Here is a 23,576-nt window from a genome sequence, read left to right as displayed (position 1 = left end):
CGCCCCTCGTCTTCTTCCGCTTCGCGGTCAGTACCAGAGCCCGAGGTGCGGGGTCTGCGCGGCGGCGAACGACCTGTCGAGCGTGGCGACGCTATGGGGATCGCCCGTTACGAGGCCGGCGGTGCGCAGCGTCTCGGCGCGGACCCCGCCGAGCACGATCGCGGCCAGCGCGCCGGCGCTGAACGTCGCGTCGGGCTCACCGTCGGCCGCCGTGGCGCGACCGGTGCCCGCGTCGTCGATCGTGAGCCGCCACGTTCCCTCGGCGAGGCCGAGCGGGTCCGTGACCCGCAGAACGAAGTCGCCGTCGGTGGCGTAGGCGCGTGCCGCGAGCACCGCTGGCACGTCGATGATGCGCAGCCATCCGTGCTCGGAGGTGCGCAGCGTGGCGGCGCGCTGATCGGCGATCATCCAGCGCAGGGGCTCGTCCACCGACAGCAGCGAGGCCTTCACGACCGAGACCAGGTCGTGCTCGAGCACGAACCGCCAAAGTGCGGCGTACGCATCCGGCGTCTCGCTCAGCAGGATGCTGATGGTGAGCTCGTGCTTGGAGAAGTCGTCCCGCTCCTCGCCGATCGAGTAGACGACGGCGCCGCGGGTCACCCCGTCGGCGTCGGCATATCGCACGGCGCGGAGCTTCTTGCCGCCCTCCTGCCCGGGCGCGAGCCCCGTCATGCGTCGCCAGAGGCCCGGCCACGCCTGGATCTCGCCGGGGCGCGCTTGGCGCACCCGGTCGTGCAGCGCCGCGAGCTCATCCCTGGCGGCCTCGCGGGACATGAAGTCCAGACGGCCATCGGGTCGCGGTCCGATCCATAGCGCACGCCGGGTGTCGATGCTCCAGTCCGTCGCGAACGTGGAAGGAGCGAACCCGAAGCGACCGTAGATCGTCGCCTCGGACACCGTGAGGCCCGCGATCGCGATCCCTCCCGCGGCCGCCGTGCGCAATTCGCCCTCGAGCATCGCGCGGGCGATGCCCTTGCGGCGGTGCGTGGGCGCGACCGTCACGCCGCTGATCGCCCACATCGGGATGCCACGGCCGCCCGGGAGGGTGACGTCCGTCACCCACGAGTTCACCGTGCCGACGGGCTGCGCGCGCTCCAGCGAGCCGGCGTCGTACACGCCGATGAAGCGGCGGAACGCGAGTCCTTCCCGCATCCCGGCGAGCTGCTCGTCGCTCTGTTCGCCGGAGAGGAATCCCCGCATCTCGGCCTGCAGGTAGGGGTCGAACGCGGCGGCATCGGCCGTGTCGATCACGCGATAGTCCAGTCCGCTCGCGGAGAGGGTCTCGAGCGAGCCCCGGTCGGCGGGCAGGGTCTTCCAGGTGCTGTTCTCTGCCATTCCGACACACTATCGAGCGCCGGGGACGCCGCCTGACGAGCGGCGCTCACCCCGCGAACGCCGCCTCCGCCGCCGGGGCCGACGCCGCCCGGTCCGCCGCGACGAGCCCCAGGCGCGTCCGGCGGTCCAGCAGGTCGTCGACCTCGAGGGCGCCCTCCACATCGACACCCCATGCCAGCTCCTGGGCCGTGACGCCGGCGACGGCGTCCACGCCCCCTCGGTGCCGCGCGACGAACGGCGCCTCGGCGCCGTATCGGCGCACCAGGCGCGGCGGGGCGGCTACCTCGCCCAGGCGATCCCGCGGCCATGCCCCGACGAGTGGGATGTCCCGCGTGCGGGAGCGCATCCCGCTGGCGCCGGGGATCCGGCGCGAGATCGCGGCATCCACCCCGTCCTCCGCCATCCGGCGGTAGGTCGTGAGCTTCCCGCCCACGACGCTCAGCACGCCGCTGCTCGACTCGATGATCGAGTGCCGGCGGGAGAGGTCGCTCGTGTCGTCCTGGGCGCCGGCTGGCCCCGCGAGCAGGGGCCGGAGGCCCGCGAAGGTCGCCACGACATCGGCACGCGTGAGGGGCTCGGCGAGCACCGTGTTGATCGTTGCGAGAAGCATGTCGATCTCGGCATCCGTCGCCACCGGAACATCGGGAAGCGGCCCGTCGGCGGGCACGTCCGTGAGCCCGATGTAGGTGCGACCGTGCATCGAGGGCACCGTGAAGACGAAGCGGCTCGTGGATCCGGGCACCGGAGCAGTGAGCGAGACGTCCGACCCGCCGAGGCGCGCGGTCGGCACCACGAGGTGCGTGCCGCGGCTCGGGCGCACATGCACGTCGGCGTCGAGCTGTCCCGCCCACACACCCGCCGCCCCGAGAACCGCCCGGGCGCGCAGGATGAGGGTCTCGCCGGTGAGGGTGTCGCGCAGCGTTGCTCCTTCGCCGGAGACATCGAGCGCCTCGACCCTCGTGAGCACCGACGCACCGAAGCCCGCCGCTGTCCGTGCGACGGCGACCACCAGCCGAGCGTCATCGATCAACTGCCCGTCCCAGCCGCGCATGCCGCCTCGAAGCGAGTCCCGCCGGACGGCGGGCGCGAGGCGCTCCGTCTCGAGCCGGCCGATCGGACCCGGCGCCCGCAGCACGGCGTCCGGTGTCCCCACCAGCCGCCGCAGACCGTCCCCGAGACCGAAGCCGGCACCGGCATATGCCCCACGCACCATATGTCCGGGTGCGTACAGCGGCAGCACCTGCGCGAGGGGACGGGTGAGATGGGGTGCGGTACGCGTCAGGAGGATGTGCCGCTCGGCGGCGCTCTCGTGCGCGATGCCCAACTGGCCCGACGCGAGGTAGCGCAGACCGCCGTGGACGAGCTTCGAGCTCCAGCGGCTCGTGCCGAAGGCGAGGTCGTGCCGCTCGACGAGCACGGTGCGAAGGCCCCGGCTTGCCGCATCCAGCGCGATGCCGACCCCCGTGATGCCCCCGCCGACCACGAGCACGTCGACACGCGGGTCGTCGCCGAGCGCCGACAGCTCGCGGGTGCGCCGCGCGGCGTGAAGCGCCGTCGAATGCGGCGTGCGGCCCTCGACCCTCATCACGGCTCCTCGACCGTCAGGTATCCGGCAAGCGCTCGGGTCAGCTCGACGCGCCAAGCCTTCGGCGGCATCCACTCCGTCACCAGGGGCGCCGACTGGACCGCGGACTGTGCGATGAGCAGCACCATCGCGGCGAGCCGCCGGGCGTCGCCCTTCCGCACGAAGCCGGCGTCCTGACCGACGGAGATACGCGTCGCCAGGGCGGCATGGATAACCCGCTGGCTGGTGCCGAGGCGCTCCAGGATGTAGCGCGAGAAGAGCTCGGGATCCGTGTCGCGCAGGCGGTGCACCAGGGGCAGGGACCGGATGCGGTCCGCTGTGTCCACCAGCTCGCCGACGAGGGCGGGAAGCGAGATCGCCGCCGAGCCGGGGGGAAGCGCCGCGAGAAGCTCCCTGGTGACGAGTGCGGCGAAGAGCGCCTGGGCGTCGGGCCAGTACCGGTAGAGCGTCTGGCGTGACACCCCGCCTCTGCGCGCGATATCCGAGACGGTCGTCCGGCGGATGCCGTGAGCGAGCACCTCGGCGAGCGCAGCATCCAGCAGCACCGTCTCGGTGTCGGAAGGGCGCTCGTCCGGCATGTGACAACCATACATACGGTGTCATACTGTCGCCATGGATGCGACGACGCCCCCCGACAACGATGAGCGTGGCGCCGGCACGGTCTTGCCCGCACCGCGTGCGCCGATGCAGTGGGACGCCTGGGGCGACGGCTCTGCGCCGGCGAGGCTCCCGGTCGGCGCCAACGCGCTCATCTCCACCCTGCTGCCGGGCCGGGCGCACCCCGTGCCCCGCATCCCCCGCGCCGACCTCGTGCTCACGCCGTCCACGATTCCGGATGCCGACCTCGAGGCGCTGGCGGCGATCGTCGGTGCGCCCTCGGCGAGCCGCGAGGACGCGGTCCGCGCCCTTCACCTCGGGGGCAAGAGCACCCCGGATCTCCTGGCCCGCCGTTCGCGACAGCCGCAGCGTGCTCCGGATGGGGTCGTGTCCCCCGCCTCGCACACGGAGACGCTCGCGGTGCTCGCCGTCTGCGCCGAGCGAGGCATCGCGGTCGTGCCGTTCGGGGGCGGCACGAGCGTCGTCGGCGGCGTCGATCCGGATGCCGGGAGTCACGCGCACGTTCTCGCCCTCGACCTCTCACGCACGGCCGGGCTGATCGCCTTCGACGAGCGGTCGCTGCTCGCCACCTTCGGGGCCGGCACCACCGGCCCGCAGGCCGAGCAGCTGCTCCGCGAAAAGGGATGCACGCTCGGACACTTCCCGCAGAGCTACGAGTTCGCCACGATCGGCGGCTTCGCCGCCACCCGCTCGAGCGGACAGGCCTCCCGTGGATACGGCCGGTTCGACGACCTCGTCCATGCGCTGCGCATCGCCACTCCGGCCGGCGAGGTCGAGCTCGGCCGGGCCCCCGCCAGCGCGGCGGGCCCGGACCTTCGCGAGCTCTTCCTCGGGTCGGAAGGCGCCTTCGGGGTGCTGACCGAGGTCACCGTGCGGATCCGCCCGGTCCCCGCAGCGACCGCCTACGGCTCCTGGTCCTTCCCCGACTTCGAGGCGGGCGCCGAAGCGCTCCGCGAGGTCACACAGCGCGGGATCCGCCCCGCCGTGCTGCGGCTGAGCGACGCCGCCGAGACGCGCGTGAACGCCGCCATGGGCGGGCACGTGACGCGGATGAGCGGATGCCTCGCGGTCGCCACCTTGGAGGCGATGAGCGCGGCGGAGGCGGAGGCCATCGGCGGGCGGATTGACGCCGCCTTCCGAGCGCACGGCGCCAAGCCCCGGGGCCAGGATCCCGCTCGATCGTGGGAGCGCGGCCGCTTCGCCGCGCCCGCGCTTCGCGACACCCTGCTGGACATCGGCGTGCTGGCGGAGACCCTCGAGACCGCTGCCACGTGGTCCGGCCTGCTCGCGGTCAAGTCGGCGGTCACCGAAGCGCTCACGGACTCGCTCGTGAGCGACGGCACCAAGCCCATCGTGATGTGCCACATCTCGCACGTCTACCCGGCCGGCGCCTCGCTGTACTTCACGGTCATCGCCGCACTGAATGCCGACCCTGTCGCTCAGTGGCGGAGGGCGAAGGATGCCGCATCCCGCGCGATCCTCGCGACCGGCGCCACCATCACCCACCACCATGCCGTCGGCCGCGACCACGAACCGTATCTGGAGGGCGAGATCGGCGCCCTGGGGGTGGAGCTCCTTCGAGCCGTCAAGCGCACGCTCGATCCCCGGGGCATCATGAACCCCGGGGCGCTCGTCGGGAGAGACCCGTGAACATCGCCGTGGTCGTCAACCCCGCCGCGCGCTCCGGAGTGCAGACGCATGCCGCGACGCGGGCCACTCAGCGCCTGCGCGAACTGGGCCACACGGTCACCCTCCTCAGCGGAGGAAGCGCCGAGGAGTCGTCCTCGCTCATCCGCACGGCGGTCGAGCTCGGCACGAAGGCGCTTGTGGTGGCAGGCGGCGACGGGACGATCAACCTGGCCCTACAGCACCTGGCGGGCACCGGCGTTCCGCTCGGCATCGTCCCCACCGGCACCGGCAACGACTTCGCCGCGCATCTGGGCATCCCGGAGCTGGAGCCGGCGGCGGCGGCCGAGGTCATCTCCGCCGGTCGCACGCGCACGATCGACCTGGCGCGCGTCACGGATGTCGACGGCGGCGTGCGGCTGTACGCGACCGTGCTGGCGAGCGGCTTCGACTCCTACGTCAACGACAGGGCGAATCGGATGCGGTGGCCCAGGGGCGAGATGCGCTACAACATCGCGATCCTGGTGGAGTTCCTCTTCCTGCGGTCGAGCCCCTACGCGATCGAGGTGGACGAGCGGCGCATCGAAGGCCCCTTCGTGATGGCGAGCGTCGGCAACACGCGCACCTACGGCGGAGGCATCCCGATCTGCCCCGATGCGGACGAGACCGACGGCCTGCTCGATGTGACGATCGTCCGCCCGGCCGGGCGGCTTCGCCTGCTGCGGCTGCTGCCCACGGTCTACAAGGGCAACCACACGACGCGGCGCGAGGTGGAGACCTTCCGGGGGCGCAGTGTTCGTCTCGACGCCCGCGACATCACCGCGTACGCGGACGGCGACCCCATCGGGTCGCTTCCGCTCACCGTGGACGTGCTGCCGGCCGTGCTGAAGGTGCTGGTCCCGTGACGGCGCACCGGCGACGATTGACGGCGCACCGGCGACGAAGTCTCGTCGTCAGTGCGCGGCCGCCTGCGCCGAGCGCAGCTGTGCAAGCACCTGGTCGCGCAGCACCTCGGGTGCCGTCTCCCTGCACGCCCGGGCGATCACGTCCGTCAGCGTGCGAGCGACGAGGGCCTCGTCACGGCACGACGGGCAGTGCTCGAGGTGCTCCTGGATGTCGGAATGCTGGGTCTTGCAGACCTCGTCGCGCAAGTACTCTTCGAGGTCGCGCCTTGCCTTGTCGCAGCCGCAATCGGTCATTTCGTGCTCCTCGTCGCAGCCGGGCCGATGCCCCGCTCGATCGCATAGTCGGACAGCAGTTCACGGAGCATTCGCCTGCCACGGTGCAGACGGCTCATGACCGTGCCGATAGGGGTTTTCATGATGTCGGCGATCTCCTGGTAGGCGAAGCCCTCGACGTCTGCGAGGTACACCGCCAGCCGGAAATCCTCGGGAATCGCCTGCAGGGCTTCCTTCACGACGGATGCGGGCATCCGGTCGATCGCTTCTGCCTCCGCCGAACGGCTGCTGGTCGCCGTCGTCGATTCCGCTCCCCCGAGCTGCCAGTCCTCGAGGTCGTCGATGGTGCCCTGGTAGGGCTCCCGCTGCTTCTTGCGGTACGTGTTGATGTAGGTGTTCGTCAGGATCCGGTAGAGCCACGCCTTGAGGTTCGTGCCCTGCTGGAACGTCTTCCACGACCCGAAGGCCTTGACGAACGTCTCCTGCACGAGATCGGCGGCATCCGCGGGGTTGCGCGTCATGCGCATCGCCGCACCGTACAACTGGTCCATGAACGGCAGAGCCTGCTCCTCGAATTGGGTGCGCGCGTCTGCCACGGCGCTCTCGGCGCCTGCTGCCTCGTCGTTCATCACGGGCCAGTCTACGACCGCGGTATCCGTGGACACCGGGGGCCGTTCCAGGGTGGCGATCACCGGACTCCTTTCGCGGGTTCAGTAGGGTAGAACCCGATGAGTGCTGATCGGTATTCCCCCGCCCCGAATGCGGAATCCTCAGGCCCTCCGCTGGGGGCTCTCTGGCGTGCCCCGGAGGCGGCCGGTCCGCTGCAGGCGACACTGACGATTCCGGGCTCCAAGTCGCTCACCAACAGGGAACTCGTGCTCGCATCCCTCGCCGAGGGACCGGGCCGGATCATCGCGCCGCTGCACTCCGACGACTCCGCGCGCATGATCGACGCGCTGCGCGCGCTCGGCGTCGGCATCGAGACCGAACCGGGCGACAGCGAGTACGGCGACGACCTGCTGATCACGCCCATCGCGCCCTTCGTCGGCGGCGGCACGATCGATTGCGGGCAGGCGGGGACGGTGATGCGATTCGTCGCGCCGCTCGCCGGCCTCGCGCGCGGAGACGTGCACGTGACGGCGCACGAGAGCGCGCTGCACCGTCCGATGGGCGTCATGATCCACGCGCTCCGCGACCTGGGCGTCGACATCGACGACGGAGGGCACTGGGCCCTTCCGTTCACGGTGCGCGGACGCGGGCACGTGCGAGGCGGCGAGGTCGCGATCGATGCGTCGATCTCGAGCCAGTTCGTCTCCGGCCTGCTGCTGACCGCCCCGCGGCTGGATGTCGGACTGCACCTGGTGCACACCGGCACCCGGCTGCCCAGCATCCCGCACATCGACATGACGATCGAGTCGCTGTCCCACCGCGGCGTGCACGTCGAGCGTCCCGCTCCCGGCGAATGGGTCGTCGGCGCCGGGCCCGTGCGGCCGAAGGATGTGCCGATCGAGCCCGATCTCTCCAACGCCGCGCCGTTCCTCGCGGCCGCCATGCTGGTGGGCGGATCGGTCACCATCACCGGCTGGCCCGCGCACTCCACCCAGCCGGGCGCGACCCTGACCGAGATCCTGTCGCTCATGGGCGCGAGGGTCACCCGCCGCGCCGGTGCGCTGACGGTGACCGGCAACGGCGGCATCCACGGCGTCGACCTCGACCTCTCAGCCGTTGGCGAGCTCACCCCCACACTCGTGGCCCTCGCGGCGTTCGCCGACTCGCCGTCCGCCTTCCACGGGATCGGGCACATCCGCGGTCACGAGACCGACCGCCTGCAGGCGCTCCGCACGGGCCTGGAGGGCCTGGGCGGGGAAGCGGAGGAGTGCGAGGACGGTATCCGCGTCGTCCCCCGCCCCCTCCGCGGGGGCCTCTGGCGCGCGCACCACGACCACCGCATCGCCACGACGGGCGCGCTTCTCGGGCTGGTCGTCCCTGGTGTCGAGGTCGATGACATCGGCACGACCGCCAAGACGCTCCCCCAGTTCACGCAGCTGTGGGAGCGGATGCTCACCGAGACCGCCGATCAGCCGGCGTCCGACCCGCAGAATCCGCGCAACGTCGCATCATGAGCTGGCTGGACGGGCCCGACGACGACGACGAGGAACCCGACTACGAGTTCCGGGTGCGGCCGAATCCGAAGGCGAACCGGCCGCGCACCAAGCGCCGGCCGGCGCACGACGATGCCAGGATCGCCCGCGTGCTGGGAGTCGACCGGGGCCGTTACACCGTGCTCGTCGCCGAAGACGCGCCGGAGGAGCATCGGGGCCTGGCGACCCGCGCCCGGGAGCTGCGCAAGACGGCGATCGTCACGGGAGACCGTGTGCGCGTCGTGGGCGACACCACCGGCGACGAGGGCACGCTGTCCCGCATCGTGGGGATCGAGGAGCGCACGTCGCTGCTTCGGCGCAGCGCAGATGACACGGACAACGTCGAACGCGTCATCGTCGCCAACGCCGACCAGATGCTGGTGGTGGTGGCCGCGGCCGATCCGGAGCCGCGCGCGCGGCTGGTCGACCGCTACCTGATCGCCGCGCTGGATGCCGGCATCCGCCCGATGCTCGTGGTGACCAAGACCGACCTCGCCGACCCGACCGAGTTCCTCGATCACTTCGAGGGCCTCGACCTGGAGGTGTTCACGAGCGCGCGGCTGGAGATGCCGCTCGAACGGATCGGGGCCGCGCTCGTCGGGCACTCGACGGTCTTCGTCGGGCACTCCGGCGTGGGCAAGTCCACGCTCGTGAACGCCCTCGTGCCCAGTGCGCTGCGCGCCACCGGACACGTCAACGTCGTCACCGGGCGGGGGCGGCACACGTCCTCCTCCACCGTCTCGTACCGCTACGAGGGACCGGCCGGCGCCGGGTGGGTCATCGACACGCCGGGAGTGCGCTCGTTCGGCCTCGGCCACATCAACCCGGACAACATCCTCGCCGCGTTCACCGATCTCGCGACCGTCGCCGAGAAGTGCCCCCGCGGCTGCACGCACCTGCCGGATGCCCCCGACTGCGCGATCATGGAGGCCGTCGAGGCCGGCGAGCTCGGCGAGCGGGGAGCGGCGAGGCTGGACTCCCTGCAACGGCTGCTCCTGACCTTCGAGACGCGGGACACGCGGACGTAGAGTGGAAGCGTGACGACCACGCAGCTCGAACCCGGCTCCCCCGCTCCCGACTTCACCCTGCTCGACCAGGACGAGCGGGAGGTCTCCCTCTCGGCCCTGCGAGGGCAGAAGGTGATCCTCTACTTCTACCCCGAGGCGATGACCCCCGGCTGCACCACGGAGGCGTGCGACTTCCGCGACAGCCTCTCGTCGCTGCAGGGCGCCGGCTACACGGTCCTCGGCGTCTCCCGCGACCTGCCGGAGAAGCTGCGCGAGTTCCGCGAGAACGATGCCCTCACCTTCGATCTGCTGAGCGATCCCGACCGCGCCGTGCACGAGGCGTACGGCGTGTGGGGCGAGAAGCAGAACTACGGCCGCACGGTCATGGGCGTGATCCGCTCCACCTTCGTCGTCGACGAGAACGGCATCATCGAGCAGGCGCTCTACAACGTGAAGGCGACGGGCCACGTCGCTCGCATCCGCCGGCTGGTGGGCCTGGACGCCTAACTCCGATCCGCGGGGGCGCCCGGGCTGTCCGCATCGGGACGCTCCCCCGCCGACGCTTCCGCCGCTGCGCTGCGTGCCGCGAGCACGAGCAGCACGAGTGCGATCACCGCGGGAGCGGCGAGCGCCAGGGCGATCGGCGGATCCGCGTAGGCTCCGGTCACCGCGCCCAGCGCGACGGCGAGGATCAGCACCTGGGTCACGACGCCGCCGGAGCGTCCCCACGACCGCCCGCGTGCGGTGCCGACTGCGAAGGCGAGCACTGAGGCGGCGCCGATGAGCGTCAGCACGAGCAGGGCGACCGCCGTCGCGGGCGATGTGAGGTCACCCGAGAGGAGGGCCGTCACCTGCCACGCGGCAAGACCGACGAGTCCGAGCGCTTCGAGCCCGACGAGAAGTGCGGCCGCCGTCGCGGCCCGGTGTGTGCGCATCCCTAACTATGGGTCCTTCCGTGAAGTGTTGTTTGTCAGAAAGCTCCAGCCCTCCGTGCGAATGCTCAGCAAATCGCACAGAAACGGCTCGTTTATCCCTTGATTCACGTTACGCGCTGTGGGACGATGGTTGAAGCCATGTGCTCCCACAGCGGCGTGGGGCGAGCAATCGCTCGCAACACACCCGGGTATCCGACCCGTTCACGGGATCTGAGCACTCGCTCATCCCCCTTCGCAAACGAGGAGCACCACCATGGACTGGCGCGACAAAGCGGCCTGCCTGACAGTCGACCCCGAGCTGTTCTTCCCGGTCGGCAACACGGGCCCCGCGGTCGACCAGATCGAGAAGGCGAAAGCCGTCTGTGCTCGTTGCACGGTCACCGAGATCTGCCTTCAGTACGCGCTCGAGTCCGGGCAGGACTCCGGGGTCTGGGGCGGCCTCAGCGAGGACGAGCGCCGGGCCCTCAAACGTCGCGCCGCTCGCGCACGTCGCGCCTCCTGAGCGCTACTTCGCCGTGCGGTCGATCCACCGCAGCGGGATGTCGATCGTGACCTCCGTGCCGCTGCCGACGATCGTGTGCCAATCGATGGTGCCGCCGAGCTCGCCCTGGATAAGGGTGCGAACGATCTGCGTGCCGAGGCCGCGGCCGACCTGACCCTCCGGCAGCCCGGACCCGGTGTCGCGCACGCGCACCTCGAGGCTCTCGTCCGAGCGCTCGGCGACGATCTCGACCTGACCCTCCCGGCCGGCGAGCCCGTGCTCGACGGCGTTGGTGACGAGCTCGGTGAGAGCCAGCGCGAGCGGCGTCGCGTATTCGCTGGGCAGCGTGCCGAAGGTTCCGGATGACGAGGTCTTCGCCCGCGTGTTCGGCGCGGCGGCGACCTCGGCGACGAGGCGCAGCACGCGATCGAACACCTCGTCGAAGTCGACGGTCTGGGCCAGCCCCTCCGACAGCGTGTCGTGCACGACCGCGATGGCCGCCACTCGCCGCATCGCCTGCGTGAGCGCCTCGCGGGCCTCCTCCGAGTGCGTGCGACGCGCCTGGATGCGCAGTAGCGAGGCCACGGTCTGCAGGTTGTTCTTGACCCGATGGTGGATCTCGCGGATCGTCGCGTCCTTGGTGATGAGCTCCTGCTCCTGATGACGCAGCTCTGTGACGTCCCGGCACAGCACGATGGCGCCGATGCGCTGGCCGTGATCGCGGAGGGGGATCGCCCGGAGCGACACCGTGACGCCGCGCGCCTCGATGTCGGTGCGCCACGGCGCTCGGCCCGTCACGACGACCGGAAGCGACTCGTCGATCTGGCGCGTGGCGGGCAGGATGCCGCTCGTCACCTCGATGAGCGACTCGCCCTCGAGCTCGTCGTCGAAGCCCATCCGGTTGAAGGCGGAGAGGGCGTTCGGGCTGGCGAACGTCGTGACCCCGGCGACATCGAGGCGGATCAGGCCGTCCGACGCGCGGGGAGCGCCCCGGCGCGGAGCGGTGGGAGCGGAGAGATCGGGGAAGTCACCGGAGGCCACCATGCCGAACAGGTCGTCGGCGCAGTCGTTGAAGGTGATCTGCTGACGCGACGGCGTGCGCGTCTCTCCCAGGTTGGTGTGCCGGGTGAGCACGCCGATCACGGTGGGCACCTCGCCCTCGCGCCCCATGGTGCGCACGATCGGGGCGGCGCGCACGCGGGTCGGGGTCTCCTCGAACCAATCGGGTGACGCCGAGTCGACGATGCGCGCCGCGTGGAAGGCCTCGCGCACCTGCGTGCGCCACTGCGGCCGCACGCGGTCACCGACGATGTCGCGGTAGAACAGGGTCGCCGCCCCGCTCGGGCGGGTGTGCGCGACGGCCACGAACGAATCGTCGGACGTCGGCACCCAGATCACGATGTCGGCGAACGCCAGATCGGCGAGAAGCTGCCCATCGCTGGCGAGGCGGTGCAGCCACTCGACATCGGATTCGCTGGAGCGCCCCTGCGCATAGACCAGATCGCTGAGGGTCGACACCGTTCCAGCTTAGGCGGTGCGAAGACCCTCTTCGGATTGCGCGACACCGCGGCGCCGGCGGGCCTTGGTGCCCGGGGAACCGGATGCCGCGCCCGGCCCGACGAGGTCGCCGACGAGCCGCCGCACGGCCTGCGTCACGGCGGATCGGGGCGCCACCTCCGCGATCGGCCGGGCGGAGAGCATCGCGGCATCCGCTGCCCGGGCGTCCAGGGGCACGAAGGTGACCTGGGTGATGCCCGCGAACCGCTCCAGCGTCCGCCGAACCTGACCGCGGGCGTCTATGCCGAGGGCGCCTGGTCTGAGGCGGTTCACGACCACCGACACCGGCGTCACGCCGATGGTCGCCCGCAGCTCGTCGTAGCCGCGCAGGAAGCGCGACACCCCGAGGGGGTCGGCCGAGGCGACCGCGACCACGAGGTCGGCGCAACGCAGCGCGGCGAGCGTCGCGGCGTTGCGCCGTGGTCCGTCGAGGTCGCTCACGATCTCCTCGTCGCGCTCGAGCGAGGCCGCGACATCCACCACCACATAGTCGGCCCACTCACGGCATGCGGCGAGGGCCGCCGTCACCCGCGCATCGCTCAGCTCCGGCCACCGGCCCGGCCGGTTGAGGCCCGTCAGCACGTCGACGGAGCCGTCGGGGTGGGTCAGGGGCGCGCTCACGCGGGTCAGTTCCCTGGCGTCGAGCCCGCCGAGCTCGGCCTGCCGGCACGCGGCCGCGAACCCGGGGCCCTCATCCGCCAGCCCGAGCGCCAGCGCGAGGGACGGCCCGTGCGTGTCGGCATCGATGAGGCCCACATGGCGACCGCCACGCGCCAGTTCGACGGCGAGCTCGATCGCGAGCGTCGACCGACCGGGTGCACCGCCGGGACCCCAGACGGCGATGATCCGCGTCGGCGTGGAATCGGAGAGCGGCTCCGGCGCCGCCATGGTCGGCGCGCTCAGCGCCCGCGCGATGCGCCACGCCTCGACATCCGTCCCGAGCGGCTCTCCGAGCCCGAAGGAGCCGACCAGCCTGCGTGAGGCGGCATCATCGGCGAGGGGCAGGATGCGCACACCATGCCGGTCGCACGCGGCGACGGCCGCCGCGGTCAGCGTCTCGCGGCTCGCGTGCAGCACGAGCGCGTCGGCCTCGGCGAGCACCGACCACACGGCCGCCGCCTCGCCCTCGAGTGCCACATCGGCCGCGGCGTCGGCGAGCGCTTGTGGCGCCAGCGTCGCGAGCACCTCGACGCCCTCGGCCCGCAACTCCGCGGCGAGCCGGGTGGCGTGATCGTGCGCGATGACCACCCGCGCGAGCGGCGCCGAGGGGGCGCCGATCACGGGGCGTCCGCTCCGCCGGTCGGCACGACGGACAGTGCCGAGGCGGCGGCCACCTCCGCGAGCGCTTCGGCGACCTCGGCCCGCGGGATGACGAGTTCGAGCATCGCGGAACCGCCTCCGATCATGGTGTCGTCCCGCGTCACCGCGGCCACCGTGGCGTCGGCGATCAGGATGCGGGGAGTGTCGTAGGTTCCCCGCTCCACCAGCGGCGCGCTCCAGAGCTCGACGCTCGATCCGGGCTCGATGGAGCTCGGCACGTCCACGGCGCTGCGGACGACGATCGTCGTGGAGCGGGATGCGGTCGCATCGCCGACCGCGCTGGCCGGGACGAGCTCGCCGTCCTCGATCGTGCGCGTCGCGATGAGTCCGTCGCCTAAGCGGTCCGGGGTGAGGTACGCATCGCCGACCTGGCCGAGCGCGACATCCACCACGCGCAGTTCGTCAGCGGTGACCGTCTCGCCGACGACGATCGTGCGGTCGGCGGCGAACACGGGGGCGGTCTGGCGAGCAGAGGCGACGACGAACCACACCCCCGCGATGGAGGCGATGATCAGAAGGATGCCGATGAAGAAGCGGGCATCGCCCCAGAAGGCGCGGCGCCGAACGGGATGCGGATGGCTCATGCAGGCAATGGTCGCAGGGGCCGCCGATGTGCCCTGGATGTTATCCACAGCCCCTCGGGCCCCGGAGCCGACCCCCTCTCCCGGCGCCATAATGGGTGACATGCCCGTAGACCCGACCTCCGGCGTGCGCTACCTCGCACCCGCGCAAGTCGCCGAGCTTCTCAGCATCTCGGTCGATGAGGTCGTCGCGCTCGTGCAGGAAGGCCGTCTGCGGGGCGCCCGCCTGGGTTCGCCGGCCCGCTGGCGCGTCGAAGAGGCGAGCGTCGCCGACTACCTCGATGATCAGGTCGAGGAGGCGCGTCGCATGGCGCTCTGGAACGAGTCCAACGCCGCGAGCTTTCCCGAGGTGTGGGGCTCCCGCACCGCGCGCGGCGACTGAGCGGCGCGCACCGACACCACCTCCGTCACGACACGGAAAGCGAGTTCGCACCGTCCAGCCGTGCCCACGCGATGGCTGAGAACGGCACGAGCCGGTAGCCCAGCACGTCACCCGCACGGCGGGGAGCGCCTGGTTCGTGCAGGGCGACATCCAGATGATCGGCGCCCGCGCGGTCGATGGTTCCGGTCAGCACACGGCCGGACAGGAGACCCACTGAGACGGGCGCGCGCCGCCGCGCGACATCCCTCATCACGAATCCGAACGTCATCCGCTCGGACAGGCCGGCGCGCGCGTCGAGCGGGCGAGCGGTGCGCAGCAGTTCGCCGTACGCCAGTCCGACCCCCCGGATGCCGGCCAGCGGCACGATCGTGATGCCCCACCGGCCCCCGTCCGCGGGAACGGCCGCCAGCCAGTCGGCACCGAGCGCCTGGATGCGGGCCGAGAGCGTCGTGCCGTCCGCCAATTCCAGCGACGGAGGAGCCACATCGTCCGTCGACCTCGCTCCCACGAGCGCTGCCAGCCGCGACCGCAGCTCCATCCGCGAGAGCCGCAGGCGCTCCGCCTCCGTGTCGAGCGCGGCGCGTTCGGCCTCCCATTCGGAGGCCAGCTGATCCTCGAGGTCCTCGAAGAAGAGATCCCAGCGCACCTTTCGAAGAGTAGGGCAAAGGTCACGACCCCATCACAAGTTATCCACAGGAGCCGTTCCGGTTCCTGAGTGTGCTTTGCGATGTGTTGTACTTCTCGGACCGTCTCCCCCCTTACCCGATAGGCACCGATGGCAATGCCGCCCTCGGGCTCTGCAGCCCGCCCTTACGCGCAGTTCGGCGACCCCGCCGCACTGCACGAGTACTTCACTCATCAGCGCACCTCGTCCGAGGCGCTACCCGATCCGGAACCCCTTCTCACCAACCTCACGCGCGGTGTGCTCGAGGTGCTGGCCGGCGTGCGCGAAGTGGACCAACTGGCACGCTGGCTCACAGAAGACGCATACCGCAAGCTCGTCGGTCGCGCCAACCTCGCCACTCGCGCCCGCAGCGCTCGCGGAGTTCCGGCTTCCCGCCCGAAGCACGCCATCCTCTCGGTCCGGCACACGTCGCCCGCGGACGGCGTGGTCGAAGCGGTGGTCATCGTCGCGGGTCCGGCGCGAACGCGCGCCGTGGCGATCCGGCTCGAGGGCATGGATCGCCGCTGGCGCGCGACCTCCCTCGCGCTGCTATAGCCTCCCGAACCCGGGTCGGCCTCAACGGAGCGGCCGGCCCGCTCACGTCTCCGCAACGCATGCCTGAACCGGTCCCGGCCTCGGCCGGGGCGCGAGATCACTCCTCCGCGTCGATGAGGTCGAGCAAGTCTTTCAGCGCGTCCCGGATCTCGGTGTGGTCGTGCTGCCCCGCCCGGCTCTCTCCGGAGATCACCCCCGAGCGGTGCACCTTGCGGAAGTCGCCGAAGGGAAAGCTGTACGCCTGCTTCGTCTCGCGGTTCTCGCTCTTGTCGATGCCGAGGTGCCAGTGCGAGTACTCCGTCCAGCCCTCGCGCTCGATGAACGCGTTCTCCTCGTCTGCGGTCGGGGCGGCTTCCGACCAGTCGTCGCGCTCGTCCTTCACGACCTTGCCGTCTCGCACCAGAGCGCGCGCATTGCGCAGCGCCGGTTGATTGAGTTCGATTGCCATGCCCGAACGCTACGCCGACCCCCGCTGCGCCACAGGGGGTTGCTCGCCCGCGGCGGACGGGCTAGCCGTCACTGCCGGTAGCCGGCGAGGAAGTTGCCGAGGCGCTCGATCGCGTCCGTGAGCACGCGCGCCTCCGGAAGCGTGACGATGCGCAGGTGGTCCGGTGTGGGCCAGTTGAATCCCGTGCCCTGCACCAGCAGCACGTGTTCGCTGACGAGCAGGTCGTAGACCAGCTTGCCGTCGTCGCGGATCTCGTGGACGTTCGGATCCAGACGAGGGAACGCATACAGGGCGCCCTCCGCACGGTGGCAGGTCACTCCGGGAATCGCCTCGAGACCCTGCCACGCGGCATCCCGCTGCTCGTGCAGTCGGCCCGACGGCGCGATCAGGGCGTCGATCGACTGCACGCCGCTGAGGGCCGCCTGCACGGCGTGCTGGGCGGGAACGTTGGGGCAGAGTCGTGTCGACGCGAGGAGGTTGATACCCTCCAGGAACCCCTTCGCGTGCTGCTTCGGGCCGGTGATCGCGAGCCAGCCCGAGCGGTAGCCGGCCACCCGGTAGGTCTTGGAAAGACCGTTGAAGGTGAGGCACAGCAGGTCGGGCGCCAGGGTTGCGAGCGGAATGTGCACGGCGTCGTCGAAGAGGATGCGGTCATAGATCTCGTCGGCGAGGAGCAGCAGCGAATTCTCCCGGGCGATCTCGACGAGACCCTCGAGCACCTCGCGGGAGTACACCGCCCCGGTCGGATTGTTCGGGTTGATGACGACGATGGCCTTCGTGCGCGGGCTGACCTTGGAGCGGATGTCCTCCAGGTCCGGCTGCCATCCGGCGTCCTCGTCGCAGAGGTAGTGCACCGGGGTGCCGCCGGCCAGGCTCGTCATCGCGGTCCAGAGCGGGTAGTCCGGAGCCGGGATCAGCACCTCATCGCCCTCATCGAGAAGCGCCTGCATCGTCATCGTGATCAGCTCGGAGACGCCGTTGCCGAGGAAGACGTCGTCCGGATCCAGACGTGGGAACCCCGGAACGTCCTCGTAGCGGTACACGATGGCCTGACGGGCGGGCAGGATGCCGCGGCTGTCCGAGTACCCGTGCGCGTGAGGGATGGAGGCGATCATGTCGCGGACGATCTGGTACGGCGCCTCGAACCCGAAGGTCGCGGGATTGCCGGTGTTGAGCTTGAGCACCGAGTGCCCCTCGGACTCCAGCCGGGCGGCCTCTACGAGGGCGTTGCCGCGGATCTCGTACAGGACGTTCTTCAGCTTCGACGACTGGTCGAGCGGACGGAGGGTGCTCATCGGATCAGGATATCCTCGCCCCCACGCGGCCAATCGACCGACGGTGGCCGGGTCGGGGCGCACGCACGCAGGATCGCGCCGGATTCAGCCGCGACGATCCGACCCGGCTGGGTTCGCGATGCCGCCGCTCGCGGCGCCGAGGAGCTCGAGCACGCGGTGACCGGCAGCGAGCGTCGTCGCGCTCATCCGGTCCGGATCCAGGCGCGCGGAGCCGGCGAGCGCCGGGTCGTACGGCAGGGTCACGACGCGCGGATCCGCCCGCAGAGCCTGAGCGACCCGCACGCGTGCGCGCCGACCCTCGCTCTCGGTGCGGGCGCAGACCACGAGCGCCGGTGCTCGCACGTCCCGGTCGTCGGCCTCGGCGAGCACGTCCCGGCCGCGCTCGATCGAGACGGTCGTCGCGGCGCAGACCACCACGAGGACGTCCGAGTCCGACAGCGTCTGGTCGAGGGCATGGGGTCCGGGGTCGACGACCGAGAGTACGCCGTCGCTCCCGTCGGCGTACGGCAGGCGCGCAGTCAGCGGGTCATCGGCGCGCGACAGCGCGTCCGCCGAGAGGCCGGCGTCGGCGAGCATCGACCAGACGAGTGCGGCGACCGTCGTCGCGCCCTCGCCGCCGCTCCCGGACACGACGACGATGCGCTGCCCGCCTGATCGGGTCGCCCGGCGGGTCTGCCGGAGCGAGGGCGCAGCAGGCGGCGCCGGAGGGATGGGCTGCGTCACAGCCCGCCATCCTCTTTGACGCACACGCCGCCGCACGCCCGGGCGACCCCCTCGGCGATGCGCTCGCCCACCTCTCCGTCGGCCCCGAACGGTGCCCAGCACTCGGTCCAGAACACCGGCCCGGGAAGCAGCGAGGACGCGGCCGGTGCCAGTCGCTCGATCTCGTCGGGCACGGCGATGCGCTGGGTGTATTCGACCGACAGCAGCACGCGGCCCTCGCCGTCGAGCACCAGATCGAGCGCGCCGGCCTTCGCGCGCGCGATCGTCACGGTGTGGCCGAGCGCCCCGGCGGCGGCGCGTAGATCGTCCGTATCGGGGGATCGCTCCGACACGAGGATGAACTCACGAGGCATCCGAATTATCTCCTGCGGGTGTGGCGGCCATGGCCGGCGACGGGCGGCGCAGCGGGAAGTGCGCGAGGTGGATGACGCCCGGCGGGCGCCCGCGGCGCACGATGCGCGCGCGGCCAGGGACCATCTGCTCGGCGTACACCCGCGGGAACACCTGCCCTTCCGATCGTTCTCCCGAGAGAACGAGGCCGGTTCCCCCGGTGTCGCGGAGCGACTGGATGCCGACCTCGAACGATGCGCGGGTCGATCCGGCGACCGGCCGGGTCAGGAACACGTGCAGCCGCAGGTCGCGGGCCGACGGCAGGTAGGGGATGAGCGGCGCGAGCGGGTCATCGCCGCCGGAGCTCAGGATGTCGTGGTCATCCACGAGCACCACCACCCGCGGACCCGGCTTGCGCGCCGCCTCGGCGGGGTCGCTGCGGCGGGCCAGCTCCTGCGCCACCGACGTGGCGAGCACTTCGGCCCGGCGTGCGTTCGGGGCGTGCCCGCCCAGGTACTCCTCCGGCACGACCGGCGCGACGTGGCCGCGGGCGTCCATGACGGCGAACACGACCTCGTCGGCGGTGTAGCGCTCCATGAATCCCTCCGCGATGCCCCGGAGGATCGAGGATTTTCCGCTGCCGGCGTCACCGTACACGAGCAGGTGCTGCTCGATGCGCGGGTCGAAGAACTCCCAGGCGAGATCGTCCTGCCGCACGCCGATCGGCACGCGGTCCGGCTCGTCCAGCGCGTCCGGCAGGTCCGCCGGGTCGAGCAGCTCGGGCAGCAGGCGGATGGGTGTCGCGGCGACGCCGCTCCAGCCGTCGGCGAACCGGCGGGCGAGATCTTCGAGCGCAGGGCCGATCTCCCCGTCGTCGACGACGGTCTGCACGGGGAGTGCGATCTGACCGAACAGCCCCTCCGCGGTCACCGCGCGGCCGGGGCCCGCCTCCTTGAGCGTCTCGGCGACCTTGCGGCCGACCTGCGAGTCCATGGCGTCGTTGAGGCGGAACTCGATCCGCTGCCCGACGTGCGACTGGTGCCGCATCGGCACATCGTTCCATCGGTTCATCGCGAGAACGAGGTGGATGCCGAAGGATCCGCCACGTCCGAGCAGGGCCATCAGCCGCTCCTCGAACTCCTCGAACTCGCCGCGCAGCTGCGAGAACCCGTCGACGAGGAGCACGATGTCGGGGGCGATCAGCTCGGGGATCTCGCCGCGGGCGTGCCGCGCACGCAGCACCGCGAGCGAGTCGATGCCGCGCTCGCGGAAGATGGACTCCCGGGCCCGCATCATGGCGAGCAGCTCATCGAGAAGGCGCCCGATTCGCTCGGGATCGAAGCGGGTGGCGACGCCGCCGACGTGCGGGAACGGTTCGAGCCGCGCGAGCCCGCCGCCGGAGAGGTCCAGGCCGTAGATCGACACCTCGACCGGCGTGTGGGTGAGGGCGAAACCCATGCCGAGGGTGCGGAGGAAGGTGGAGCGGCCGGTCTGGGGCGCTCCGTACACCGCGAGGTGCCCGCCGCCCCTCGTGAGGTCCAGCAGCCAGGGGCCCTGGCGCTGGCGTGCGGGGTCATCGAGAAGGCCGACCGGCACCTGCAGAGGACCGTCGGCCCGTGCGCCCCGTACGCGCTCGAACGCGAACTTCGTGGGCAGCGGCGGCAGCCACACGGGTGGCACGGGCGGGCGTGCGTCGCGGAGCAGCTCGACGGCGGCATCGAGCAGGCTGGGCCCGACGTGCACCGGGGTTGCGAGCCGCACCTCTGCATCGGCACCATCGCGACCAGCGGCATCCGCCTCGATCGTGTTGTAGCGCGGCAGCAGGATGGGGCGCGCCCTCTCCTCCGCCTGCGGCTCGGACGGAGTGGGCAGCGGTCCCGACACATAGCCGGCCCGGAAGCGCGTGTACTTCGTGGTGTCGACCTTGAGGTAGCCGAAGCCCGGGATCGCCGGCAGATGGAACGCGTCCCGCGTGTCGAGGATCACCTGGCTTTCGGACTCGGAGAACGTGCGCAGCCCGATCCGATACGACAGATACGTGTCGAGGCCGCGCAGCTTGCCCTGTTCGATGCGCTGGCTCGACAGCAGCAGGTGCACACCGATCGAACGCCCGATCCGGCCGATCGTCAGCAGCAGATCGACGAAGTCCGGCTCGGCGGTGAGCAGCTCGCCGAACTCGTCGATCACCAGCAGGAGATGCGGCATGGGAGGCATCTCGGGATGCTGCCGCCGCAGGCGGCGGTATGCCGAGATGGATGCGACCGAGCCGGCGTCGCGCAACAGCTCTTGGCGCCGGCGCACCTCTCCCGCGATGCTCGTCTGGGCCCGGCGCGTGAGCTGGGCGTCGTCGGCGAGATTGTCGATGACGCCCGCGACGTGCGGCAGGGCGGCGAACGGTGCGAAGGCCGCCCCGCCTTTGTAATCCACCAGCACCATGGCCAGATCCTCGGGCGGATGGGTCAGGACGAGTCCCAGCACGAGGGTGCGGAGCAACTCGGACTTGCCGGAGCCGGTCGCCCCGATGGCGATGCCATGCGGGCCCATGCCGAGCTGCGCGGACTCCTTCAGATCGAGCTCGAGGACCTCGTCGTTCTCATCGACCCCGATCGGCACGCGCAGGAAGGCGCTTTCGGCGCGCGGGCGCCAGGCATGAGCCAGCTGCTCGGCGGACAGGCCGTCGTAGCCGAGCGACTCCAGCACCCCGATGACGTCACCCGTTTCGGCATCCCGCCGTGCGTCGCTGCGGCCCAGGCGGAGCGGTGCGACCGTCGCCGCCAGCGCCCGCACTTCGCGCAGTCCCGGCTGGTCGGCACGGATACCGGTGGCAGGGGGTTGCTTGCGCACATCGTCGACGACGAGCCGGTCGCCGGTCGCCGTGATGCGCACCGAGACTTCCGACGGTTCTTTGAGCCGATCATCGACGAGGTGCACGATCGTGATGCCGAGCTCTCGCAGCGTCGCCTCGCGCTCCGCCGCGGCGAGCGAAGATGCGGTCGCGGCTCCGTGGTCGACGAAGAGCAGCAGCCGCGACATCCGCGCGCTCGCCCCCGTTCGTCCCGTTCGACGCTCCGCGGCCACCGCCTCGGCTCGCGCCTGCAGCCACGGTGCGAGAAGGCTCGAGAGCCGTTCGAGCGTCGGGGCGACACGCCGGGCCGCGACCGGGCCGTCGAAGACGTCGGTCGCCTGCACGTGCCCCACGACGTCGAGCCCGTCCCAATCCCCCTCGAGCTCCGGGGGGTGGACCAGCGCGATCGAGACGTCGTCGGGTGCGTGGAAGGCGATGGTCTGGGCGTAGAGCGCACGCGCGACACCGAGGGTGGCGTCCCGGGGACCGACGATGGACACGTCGCCGACACGGTCGAGTTCGACCGTGGCGGGCATGTCCCGCACGACGGAGTAGTGGTGCAGCAGCTGGGTGAGCTCCCCGCGCAGCAGCTCATCGTGCGGTTCGACCGGGTTGGTGTCGGCGGGGAGCGTGAGGGCATGCCAGTCGACGGGCCCGGTGCCGATGCGCAGGCGCAGGAAGTCGCCGTCTGACCGCCGTCTCTCCCAGCGGCGCGCGGGGTCGCGGAGGATGTCCGGAAGCGCGGCGGGCGGAGGGTCCGTGAGCACCGCGGTCCTCCGCACGTCGTCGCCGACCGCGCGGAGCTGCTCGCGCTCGTTCTCGAGGTGCTCGAGGAACCGCTGGCGCTGGGTTCGCCGACGCCGAACCGTCTGCCCGCGCTGCGTGAGCGCCATCCCGATGCCGCCGACGACTGCCACGACGAAGATCATCGCCGCAACGATGACCATCAGCGGGTTCGTGCGGAGGACCGTGATCATCACCACCGAGGACATCGCGCCGATGACGGGAAGCAGCATCTGCAGCGGGAAGCCGCGGCCTTCGTCGGTGGCGCGCGGCGGCGCGGCGACCTCGCGGGGAACGGGAGGCTCCGGGGGCCGCACGACCCTCGCCGGTCGATGGATGACCCGCACCGTCACGATGCGACCTCCTGCGACGCATCGGACGCCCGCCCGGCGATGACGGCCGCGGCGATGGCGAGCCACGCACGGCGGGTGCGCCCGCCGGCGCCGATGCCGGACGCCAGCCTGGCATCGAACGGCACACGCAGCACGGGGGCATCGAGGGGCCCGAGCCGCACGCGTGTGGCCGACCCGCCCGCGTCGGACACGTCGACGAGCACGAGCGTGACGTCGGGCGCGCCGGGTTCCACGCGCATCGCGGGCACGAGCGACGCGGCCTCTTCGAGGCCTCGTCGGTCTGCCGCCGCGACGACGCAGACGGAGTGCGAGGCACGGGCGATCTCGGCAACGGCTGTGAGCTCTCGCCTCCGGCCCCAGTCCGTCACGACGAGCGGGAAGAAGCGGCCGATGGGAGCAACGGCTTCCCGCCACTCCGCAACGTCCGCCGGCCACACCGCCGCGCTCTCACGGCCGAGCCCGAGGAAGTGGAGGCTCCCGCGGTGCGGGAGGCCGTTCGTCGCCTCCGAGAAGGTGCGAGCGCGCTCGCGCACGGCATCCGGCGCCGTCATCCGCTCGGCGCTCCCCCAGCCGAGCTTCTCCGCGAGGCCGTGCGTCGATCCGTGCGCGTCGACGGCGAGCACGGGGCGCGCCCGTCGCGCGGCCGCCAGCGCCGCCACCGCGGCGGCGACGCTGCTGGCACCCGTTCCGCCCGCGAGAGAGAGGACCGACACGCGCCGGCTGGTCGGCAAGGGGGTGCGGACGCGGCGATCGAGGTCGACGTACACGCGCTGGCGATCCGCCCATCCCGCCCCGCCGGCGATGAGGGGAACGCGCTGCCCGGCATCCGTCATG

24 protein-coding genes are annotated in these 23,576 nt (G+C 71.5%); 8 read left to right on the top strand and 16 right to left on the bottom strand.

The features are described 5' to 3' along the window. Positions 1–27: 27 nt before the first annotated feature. Genes ACLQ2Q_RS01605 through ACLQ2Q_RS01595 form a run of 3 tightly spaced genes read right to left on the bottom strand, consistent with a single transcriptional unit; the run spans position 28 to position 3,498 of the window. Complete coding sequence (locus tag ACLQ2Q_RS01605; RefSeq protein WP_425817271.1) at positions 28–1,335, bottom strand: GNAT family N-acetyltransferase; 1,308 nt, start codon at positions 1,333–1,335, stop codon at positions 28–30. A 46-nt stretch (positions 1,336–1,381) separates the two neighbouring features. Then, positions 1,382–2,920, bottom strand: coding sequence for a glycerol-3-phosphate dehydrogenase/oxidase (locus ACLQ2Q_RS01600; RefSeq protein WP_425817269.1), 1,539 nt, complete (start codon positions 2,918–2,920; stop codon positions 1,382–1,384). After that, entirely contained in the window at positions 2,920–3,498 is a 579-nt protein-coding gene (locus tag ACLQ2Q_RS01595; RefSeq protein WP_425817267.1) for a TetR/AcrR family transcriptional regulator, read from the bottom strand. Before ACLQ2Q_RS01595 ends, ACLQ2Q_RS01600 begins: the two co-directional genes overlap by 1 nt. Positions 3,499–3,532: 34 nt before the next feature. On the opposite strand from ACLQ2Q_RS01595, the gene ACLQ2Q_RS01590 reads away from it, so the two are divergent. Beyond that, positions 3,533–5,188 carry an FAD-binding oxidoreductase gene (locus ACLQ2Q_RS01590; protein ID WP_425817265.1) on the top strand — a complete coding sequence of 552 codons (1,656 nt, stop codon included), beginning with the start codon at positions 3,533–3,535 and terminating at the stop codon, positions 5,186–5,188. Continuing rightward, the gene (locus ACLQ2Q_RS01585; protein ID WP_425817263.1) at positions 5,185–6,069 is read left to right on the top strand and encodes a diacylglycerol kinase; all 885 of its coding nucleotides are present in this window, start codon (positions 5,185–5,187) and stop codon (positions 6,067–6,069) included. The genes ACLQ2Q_RS01590 and ACLQ2Q_RS01585 overlap by 4 nt, the downstream gene beginning before the upstream one ends. Before the next feature lie 48 nt (positions 6,070–6,117). On the opposite strand, the gene ACLQ2Q_RS01580 is transcribed toward ACLQ2Q_RS01585, so the two are convergent. Beyond that, on the bottom strand, positions 6,118–6,363 hold the full coding sequence (locus ACLQ2Q_RS01580; protein ID WP_425817261.1) for a zf-HC2 domain-containing protein: 246 nt from the start codon (positions 6,361–6,363) through the stop codon (positions 6,118–6,120). Further along, the gene (locus ACLQ2Q_RS01575; RefSeq protein WP_425817259.1) at positions 6,360–7,034 is read right to left on the bottom strand and encodes a sigma-70 family RNA polymerase sigma factor; all 675 of its coding nucleotides are present in this window, start codon (positions 7,032–7,034) and stop codon (positions 6,360–6,362) included. Before ACLQ2Q_RS01575 ends, ACLQ2Q_RS01580 begins: the two co-directional genes overlap by 4 nt. A 36-nt stretch (positions 7,035–7,070) precedes the next feature. Here ACLQ2Q_RS01575 and aroA point away from each other — a divergent pair, with 36 nt between their 5' ends. Genes aroA through bcp form a run of 3 tightly spaced genes read left to right on the top strand, consistent with a single transcriptional unit; the run spans position 7,071 to position 9,997 of the window. Next, positions 7,071–8,465 (top strand): 3-phosphoshikimate 1-carboxyvinyltransferase, encoded by a 1,395-nt coding sequence (gene aroA / locus ACLQ2Q_RS01570; protein ID WP_425817257.1) that lies wholly within the window; start codon positions 7,071–7,073, stop codon positions 8,463–8,465. Continuing rightward, entirely contained in the window at positions 8,462–9,511 is a 1,050-nt protein-coding gene (gene rsgA, locus ACLQ2Q_RS01565) for a ribosome small subunit-dependent GTPase A (RefSeq protein ID WP_425817255.1), read from the top strand. Before aroA ends, rsgA begins: the two co-directional genes overlap by 4 nt. A 9-nt stretch (positions 9,512–9,520) precedes the next feature. Further along, on the top strand, positions 9,521–9,997 hold the full coding sequence (gene bcp, locus ACLQ2Q_RS01560) for a thioredoxin-dependent thiol peroxidase (RefSeq protein WP_425817253.1): 477 nt from the start codon (positions 9,521–9,523) through the stop codon (positions 9,995–9,997). Here the strand turns inward: bcp and ACLQ2Q_RS01555 are convergent. After that, entirely contained in the window at positions 9,994–10,425 is a 432-nt protein-coding gene (locus ACLQ2Q_RS01555; RefSeq protein ID WP_425817251.1) for a histidine kinase, read from the bottom strand. The genes bcp and ACLQ2Q_RS01555 overlap by 4 nt on opposite strands. Positions 10,426–10,678: 253 nt before the next feature. Between ACLQ2Q_RS01555 and ACLQ2Q_RS01550 the strand changes: the two genes are divergently transcribed. Next, a complete protein-coding gene (locus tag ACLQ2Q_RS01550; RefSeq protein ID WP_036295594.1) occupies positions 10,679–10,927 on the top strand; it encodes a WhiB family transcriptional regulator in 249 nt (82 codons plus the stop codon). Positions 10,928–10,930: 3 nt separating this feature from the next. Here the strand turns inward: ACLQ2Q_RS01550 and ACLQ2Q_RS01545 are convergent, their stop codons facing one another. From ACLQ2Q_RS01545 to ACLQ2Q_RS01535, 3 genes are read right to left on the bottom strand one after another with little or no spacing between them, the layout of a single operon-like run. Beyond that, the gene (locus ACLQ2Q_RS01545; protein WP_425817248.1) at positions 10,931–12,424 is read right to left on the bottom strand and encodes a sensor histidine kinase; all 1,494 of its coding nucleotides are present in this window, start codon (positions 12,422–12,424) and stop codon (positions 10,931–10,933) included. A 9-nt stretch (positions 12,425–12,433) separates the two neighbouring features. Next, positions 12,434–13,744: an AAA family ATPase gene (locus ACLQ2Q_RS01540; RefSeq protein WP_425817246.1), complete on the bottom strand. Its 1,311-nt coding sequence runs from the start codon at positions 13,742–13,744 to the stop codon at positions 12,434–12,436. Continuing rightward, positions 13,741–14,367, bottom strand: a complete 627-nt coding sequence (locus tag ACLQ2Q_RS01535; RefSeq protein ID WP_425817244.1) for a hypothetical protein — start codon at positions 14,365–14,367, stop codon at positions 13,741–13,743. The genes ACLQ2Q_RS01540 and ACLQ2Q_RS01535 overlap by 4 nt, the downstream gene beginning before the upstream one ends. Before the next feature lie 100 nt (positions 14,368–14,467). On the opposite strand from ACLQ2Q_RS01535, the gene ACLQ2Q_RS01530 reads away from it, so the two are divergent. Beyond that, on the top strand, positions 14,468–14,746 hold the full coding sequence (locus tag ACLQ2Q_RS01530) for a helix-turn-helix domain-containing protein (protein ID WP_425817242.1): 279 nt from the start codon (positions 14,468–14,470) through the stop codon (positions 14,744–14,746). 25 nt (positions 14,747–14,771) lie between these two features. Here ACLQ2Q_RS01530 and ACLQ2Q_RS01525 read toward each other — a convergent pair whose 3' ends face one another. Then, positions 14,772–15,392: a hypothetical protein gene (locus tag ACLQ2Q_RS01525; protein WP_425817240.1), complete on the bottom strand. Its 621-nt coding sequence runs from the start codon at positions 15,390–15,392 to the stop codon at positions 14,772–14,774. 135 nt (positions 15,393–15,527) lie between these two features. On the opposite strand from ACLQ2Q_RS01525, the gene ACLQ2Q_RS01520 reads away from it, so the two are divergent. Continuing rightward, positions 15,528–15,965: an Rv3235 family protein gene (locus ACLQ2Q_RS01520; protein WP_425818581.1), complete on the top strand. Its 438-nt coding sequence runs from the start codon at positions 15,528–15,530 to the stop codon at positions 15,963–15,965. A gap of 97 nt (positions 15,966–16,062) precedes the next feature. Here ACLQ2Q_RS01520 and ACLQ2Q_RS01515 read toward each other — a convergent pair whose 3' ends face one another. The 6 genes from ACLQ2Q_RS01515 to ACLQ2Q_RS01490 form a co-directional block, all read right to left on the bottom strand. Then, positions 16,063–16,413, bottom strand: coding sequence for a hypothetical protein (locus ACLQ2Q_RS01515; RefSeq protein WP_425817238.1), 351 nt, complete (start codon positions 16,411–16,413; stop codon positions 16,063–16,065). Positions 16,414–16,481: 68 nt separating this feature from the next. Next, a complete protein-coding gene (locus ACLQ2Q_RS01510) occupies positions 16,482–17,708 on the bottom strand; it encodes a pyridoxal phosphate-dependent aminotransferase (RefSeq protein ID WP_425817236.1) in 1,227 nt (408 codons plus the stop codon). An 84-nt stretch (positions 17,709–17,792) separates the two neighbouring features. Next, on the bottom strand, positions 17,793–18,431 hold the full coding sequence (locus ACLQ2Q_RS01505) for a hypothetical protein (RefSeq protein WP_425817234.1): 639 nt from the start codon (positions 18,429–18,431) through the stop codon (positions 17,793–17,795). Next, entirely contained in the window at positions 18,428–18,784 is a 357-nt protein-coding gene (locus tag ACLQ2Q_RS01500) for a hypothetical protein (RefSeq protein WP_425817232.1), read from the bottom strand. The genes ACLQ2Q_RS01505 and ACLQ2Q_RS01500 overlap by 4 nt, the downstream gene beginning before the upstream one ends. Further along, on the bottom strand, positions 18,774–22,742 hold the full coding sequence (eccCa, locus tag ACLQ2Q_RS01495) for a type VII secretion protein EccCa (protein WP_425817230.1): 3,969 nt from the start codon (positions 22,740–22,742) through the stop codon (positions 18,774–18,776). The genes ACLQ2Q_RS01500 and eccCa overlap by 11 nt, the downstream gene beginning before the upstream one ends. Continuing rightward, the gene (locus ACLQ2Q_RS01490; RefSeq protein ID WP_425817228.1) at positions 22,739–23,575 is read right to left on the bottom strand and encodes a hypothetical protein; all 837 of its coding nucleotides are present in this window, start codon (positions 23,573–23,575) and stop codon (positions 22,739–22,741) included. The genes eccCa and ACLQ2Q_RS01490 overlap by 4 nt, the downstream gene beginning before the upstream one ends. Position 23,576 lies beyond the last annotated feature (1 nt).

The sequence above is a fragment of the Microbacterium sp. DT81.1 genome, from assembly GCF_049844955.1.
Taxonomy (GTDB): Bacteria; Actinomycetota; Actinomycetes; order Actinomycetales; family Microbacteriaceae; genus Microbacterium.
This window is presented reverse-complemented; position numbering and strand designations above follow the sequence as displayed.

Bases quoted from the DNA above. Each gene is read 5' to 3' on its own strand.
- ACLQ2Q_RS01510 (WP_425817236.1), bottom strand. From the start codon at position 17,708: ATGAGCACCCTCCGTCCGCTCGACCAGTCGTCGAAGCTGAAGAACGTC.
- ACLQ2Q_RS01600 (WP_425817269.1), bottom strand. From the start codon at position 2,920: ATGAGGGTCGAGGGCCGCACGCCGCATTCGACGGCGCTTCACGCCGCG.
- ACLQ2Q_RS01515 (WP_425817238.1), bottom strand. From the start codon at position 16,413: ATGGCAATCGAACTCAATCAACCGGCGCTGCGCAATGCGCGCGCTCTG.
- ACLQ2Q_RS01520 (WP_425818581.1), top strand. From the start codon at position 15,528: ATGCCGCCCTCGGGCTCTGCAGCCCGCCCTTACGCGCAGTTCGGCGAC.
- ACLQ2Q_RS01595 (WP_425817267.1), bottom strand. From the start codon at position 3,498: ATGCCGGACGAGCGCCCTTCCGACACCGAGACGGTGCTGCTGGATGCT.
- ACLQ2Q_RS01535 (WP_425817244.1), bottom strand. From the start codon at position 14,367: ATGAGCCATCCGCATCCCGTTCGGCGCCGCGCCTTCTGGGGCGATGCC.
- ACLQ2Q_RS01590 (WP_425817265.1), top strand. From the start codon at position 3,533: ATGGATGCGACGACGCCCCCCGACAACGATGAGCGTGGCGCCGGCACG.
- ACLQ2Q_RS01555 (WP_425817251.1), bottom strand. From the start codon at position 10,425: ATGCGCACACACCGGGCCGCGACGGCGGCCGCACTTCTCGTCGGGCTC.
- aroA (WP_425817257.1), top strand. From the start codon at position 7,071: ATGAGTGCTGATCGGTATTCCCCCGCCCCGAATGCGGAATCCTCAGGC.
- ACLQ2Q_RS01580 (WP_425817261.1), bottom strand. From the start codon at position 6,363: ATGACCGATTGCGGCTGCGACAAGGCAAGGCGCGACCTCGAAGAGTAC.
- ACLQ2Q_RS01605 (WP_425817271.1), bottom strand. From the start codon at position 1,335: ATGGCAGAGAACAGCACCTGGAAGACCCTGCCCGCCGACCGGGGCTCG.
- rsgA (WP_425817255.1), top strand. From the start codon at position 8,462: ATGAGCTGGCTGGACGGGCCCGACGACGACGACGAGGAACCCGACTAC.
- ACLQ2Q_RS01550 (WP_036295594.1), top strand. From the start codon at position 10,679: ATGGACTGGCGCGACAAAGCGGCCTGCCTGACAGTCGACCCCGAGCTG.
- ACLQ2Q_RS01530 (WP_425817242.1), top strand. From the start codon at position 14,468: ATGCCCGTAGACCCGACCTCCGGCGTGCGCTACCTCGCACCCGCGCAA.
- ACLQ2Q_RS01500 (WP_425817232.1), bottom strand. From the start codon at position 18,784: ATGCCTCGTGAGTTCATCCTCGTGTCGGAGCGATCCCCCGATACGGAC.
- ACLQ2Q_RS01490 (WP_425817228.1), bottom strand. From the start codon at position 23,575: ATGACGGATGCCGGGCAGCGCGTTCCCCTCATCGCCGGCGGGGCGGGA.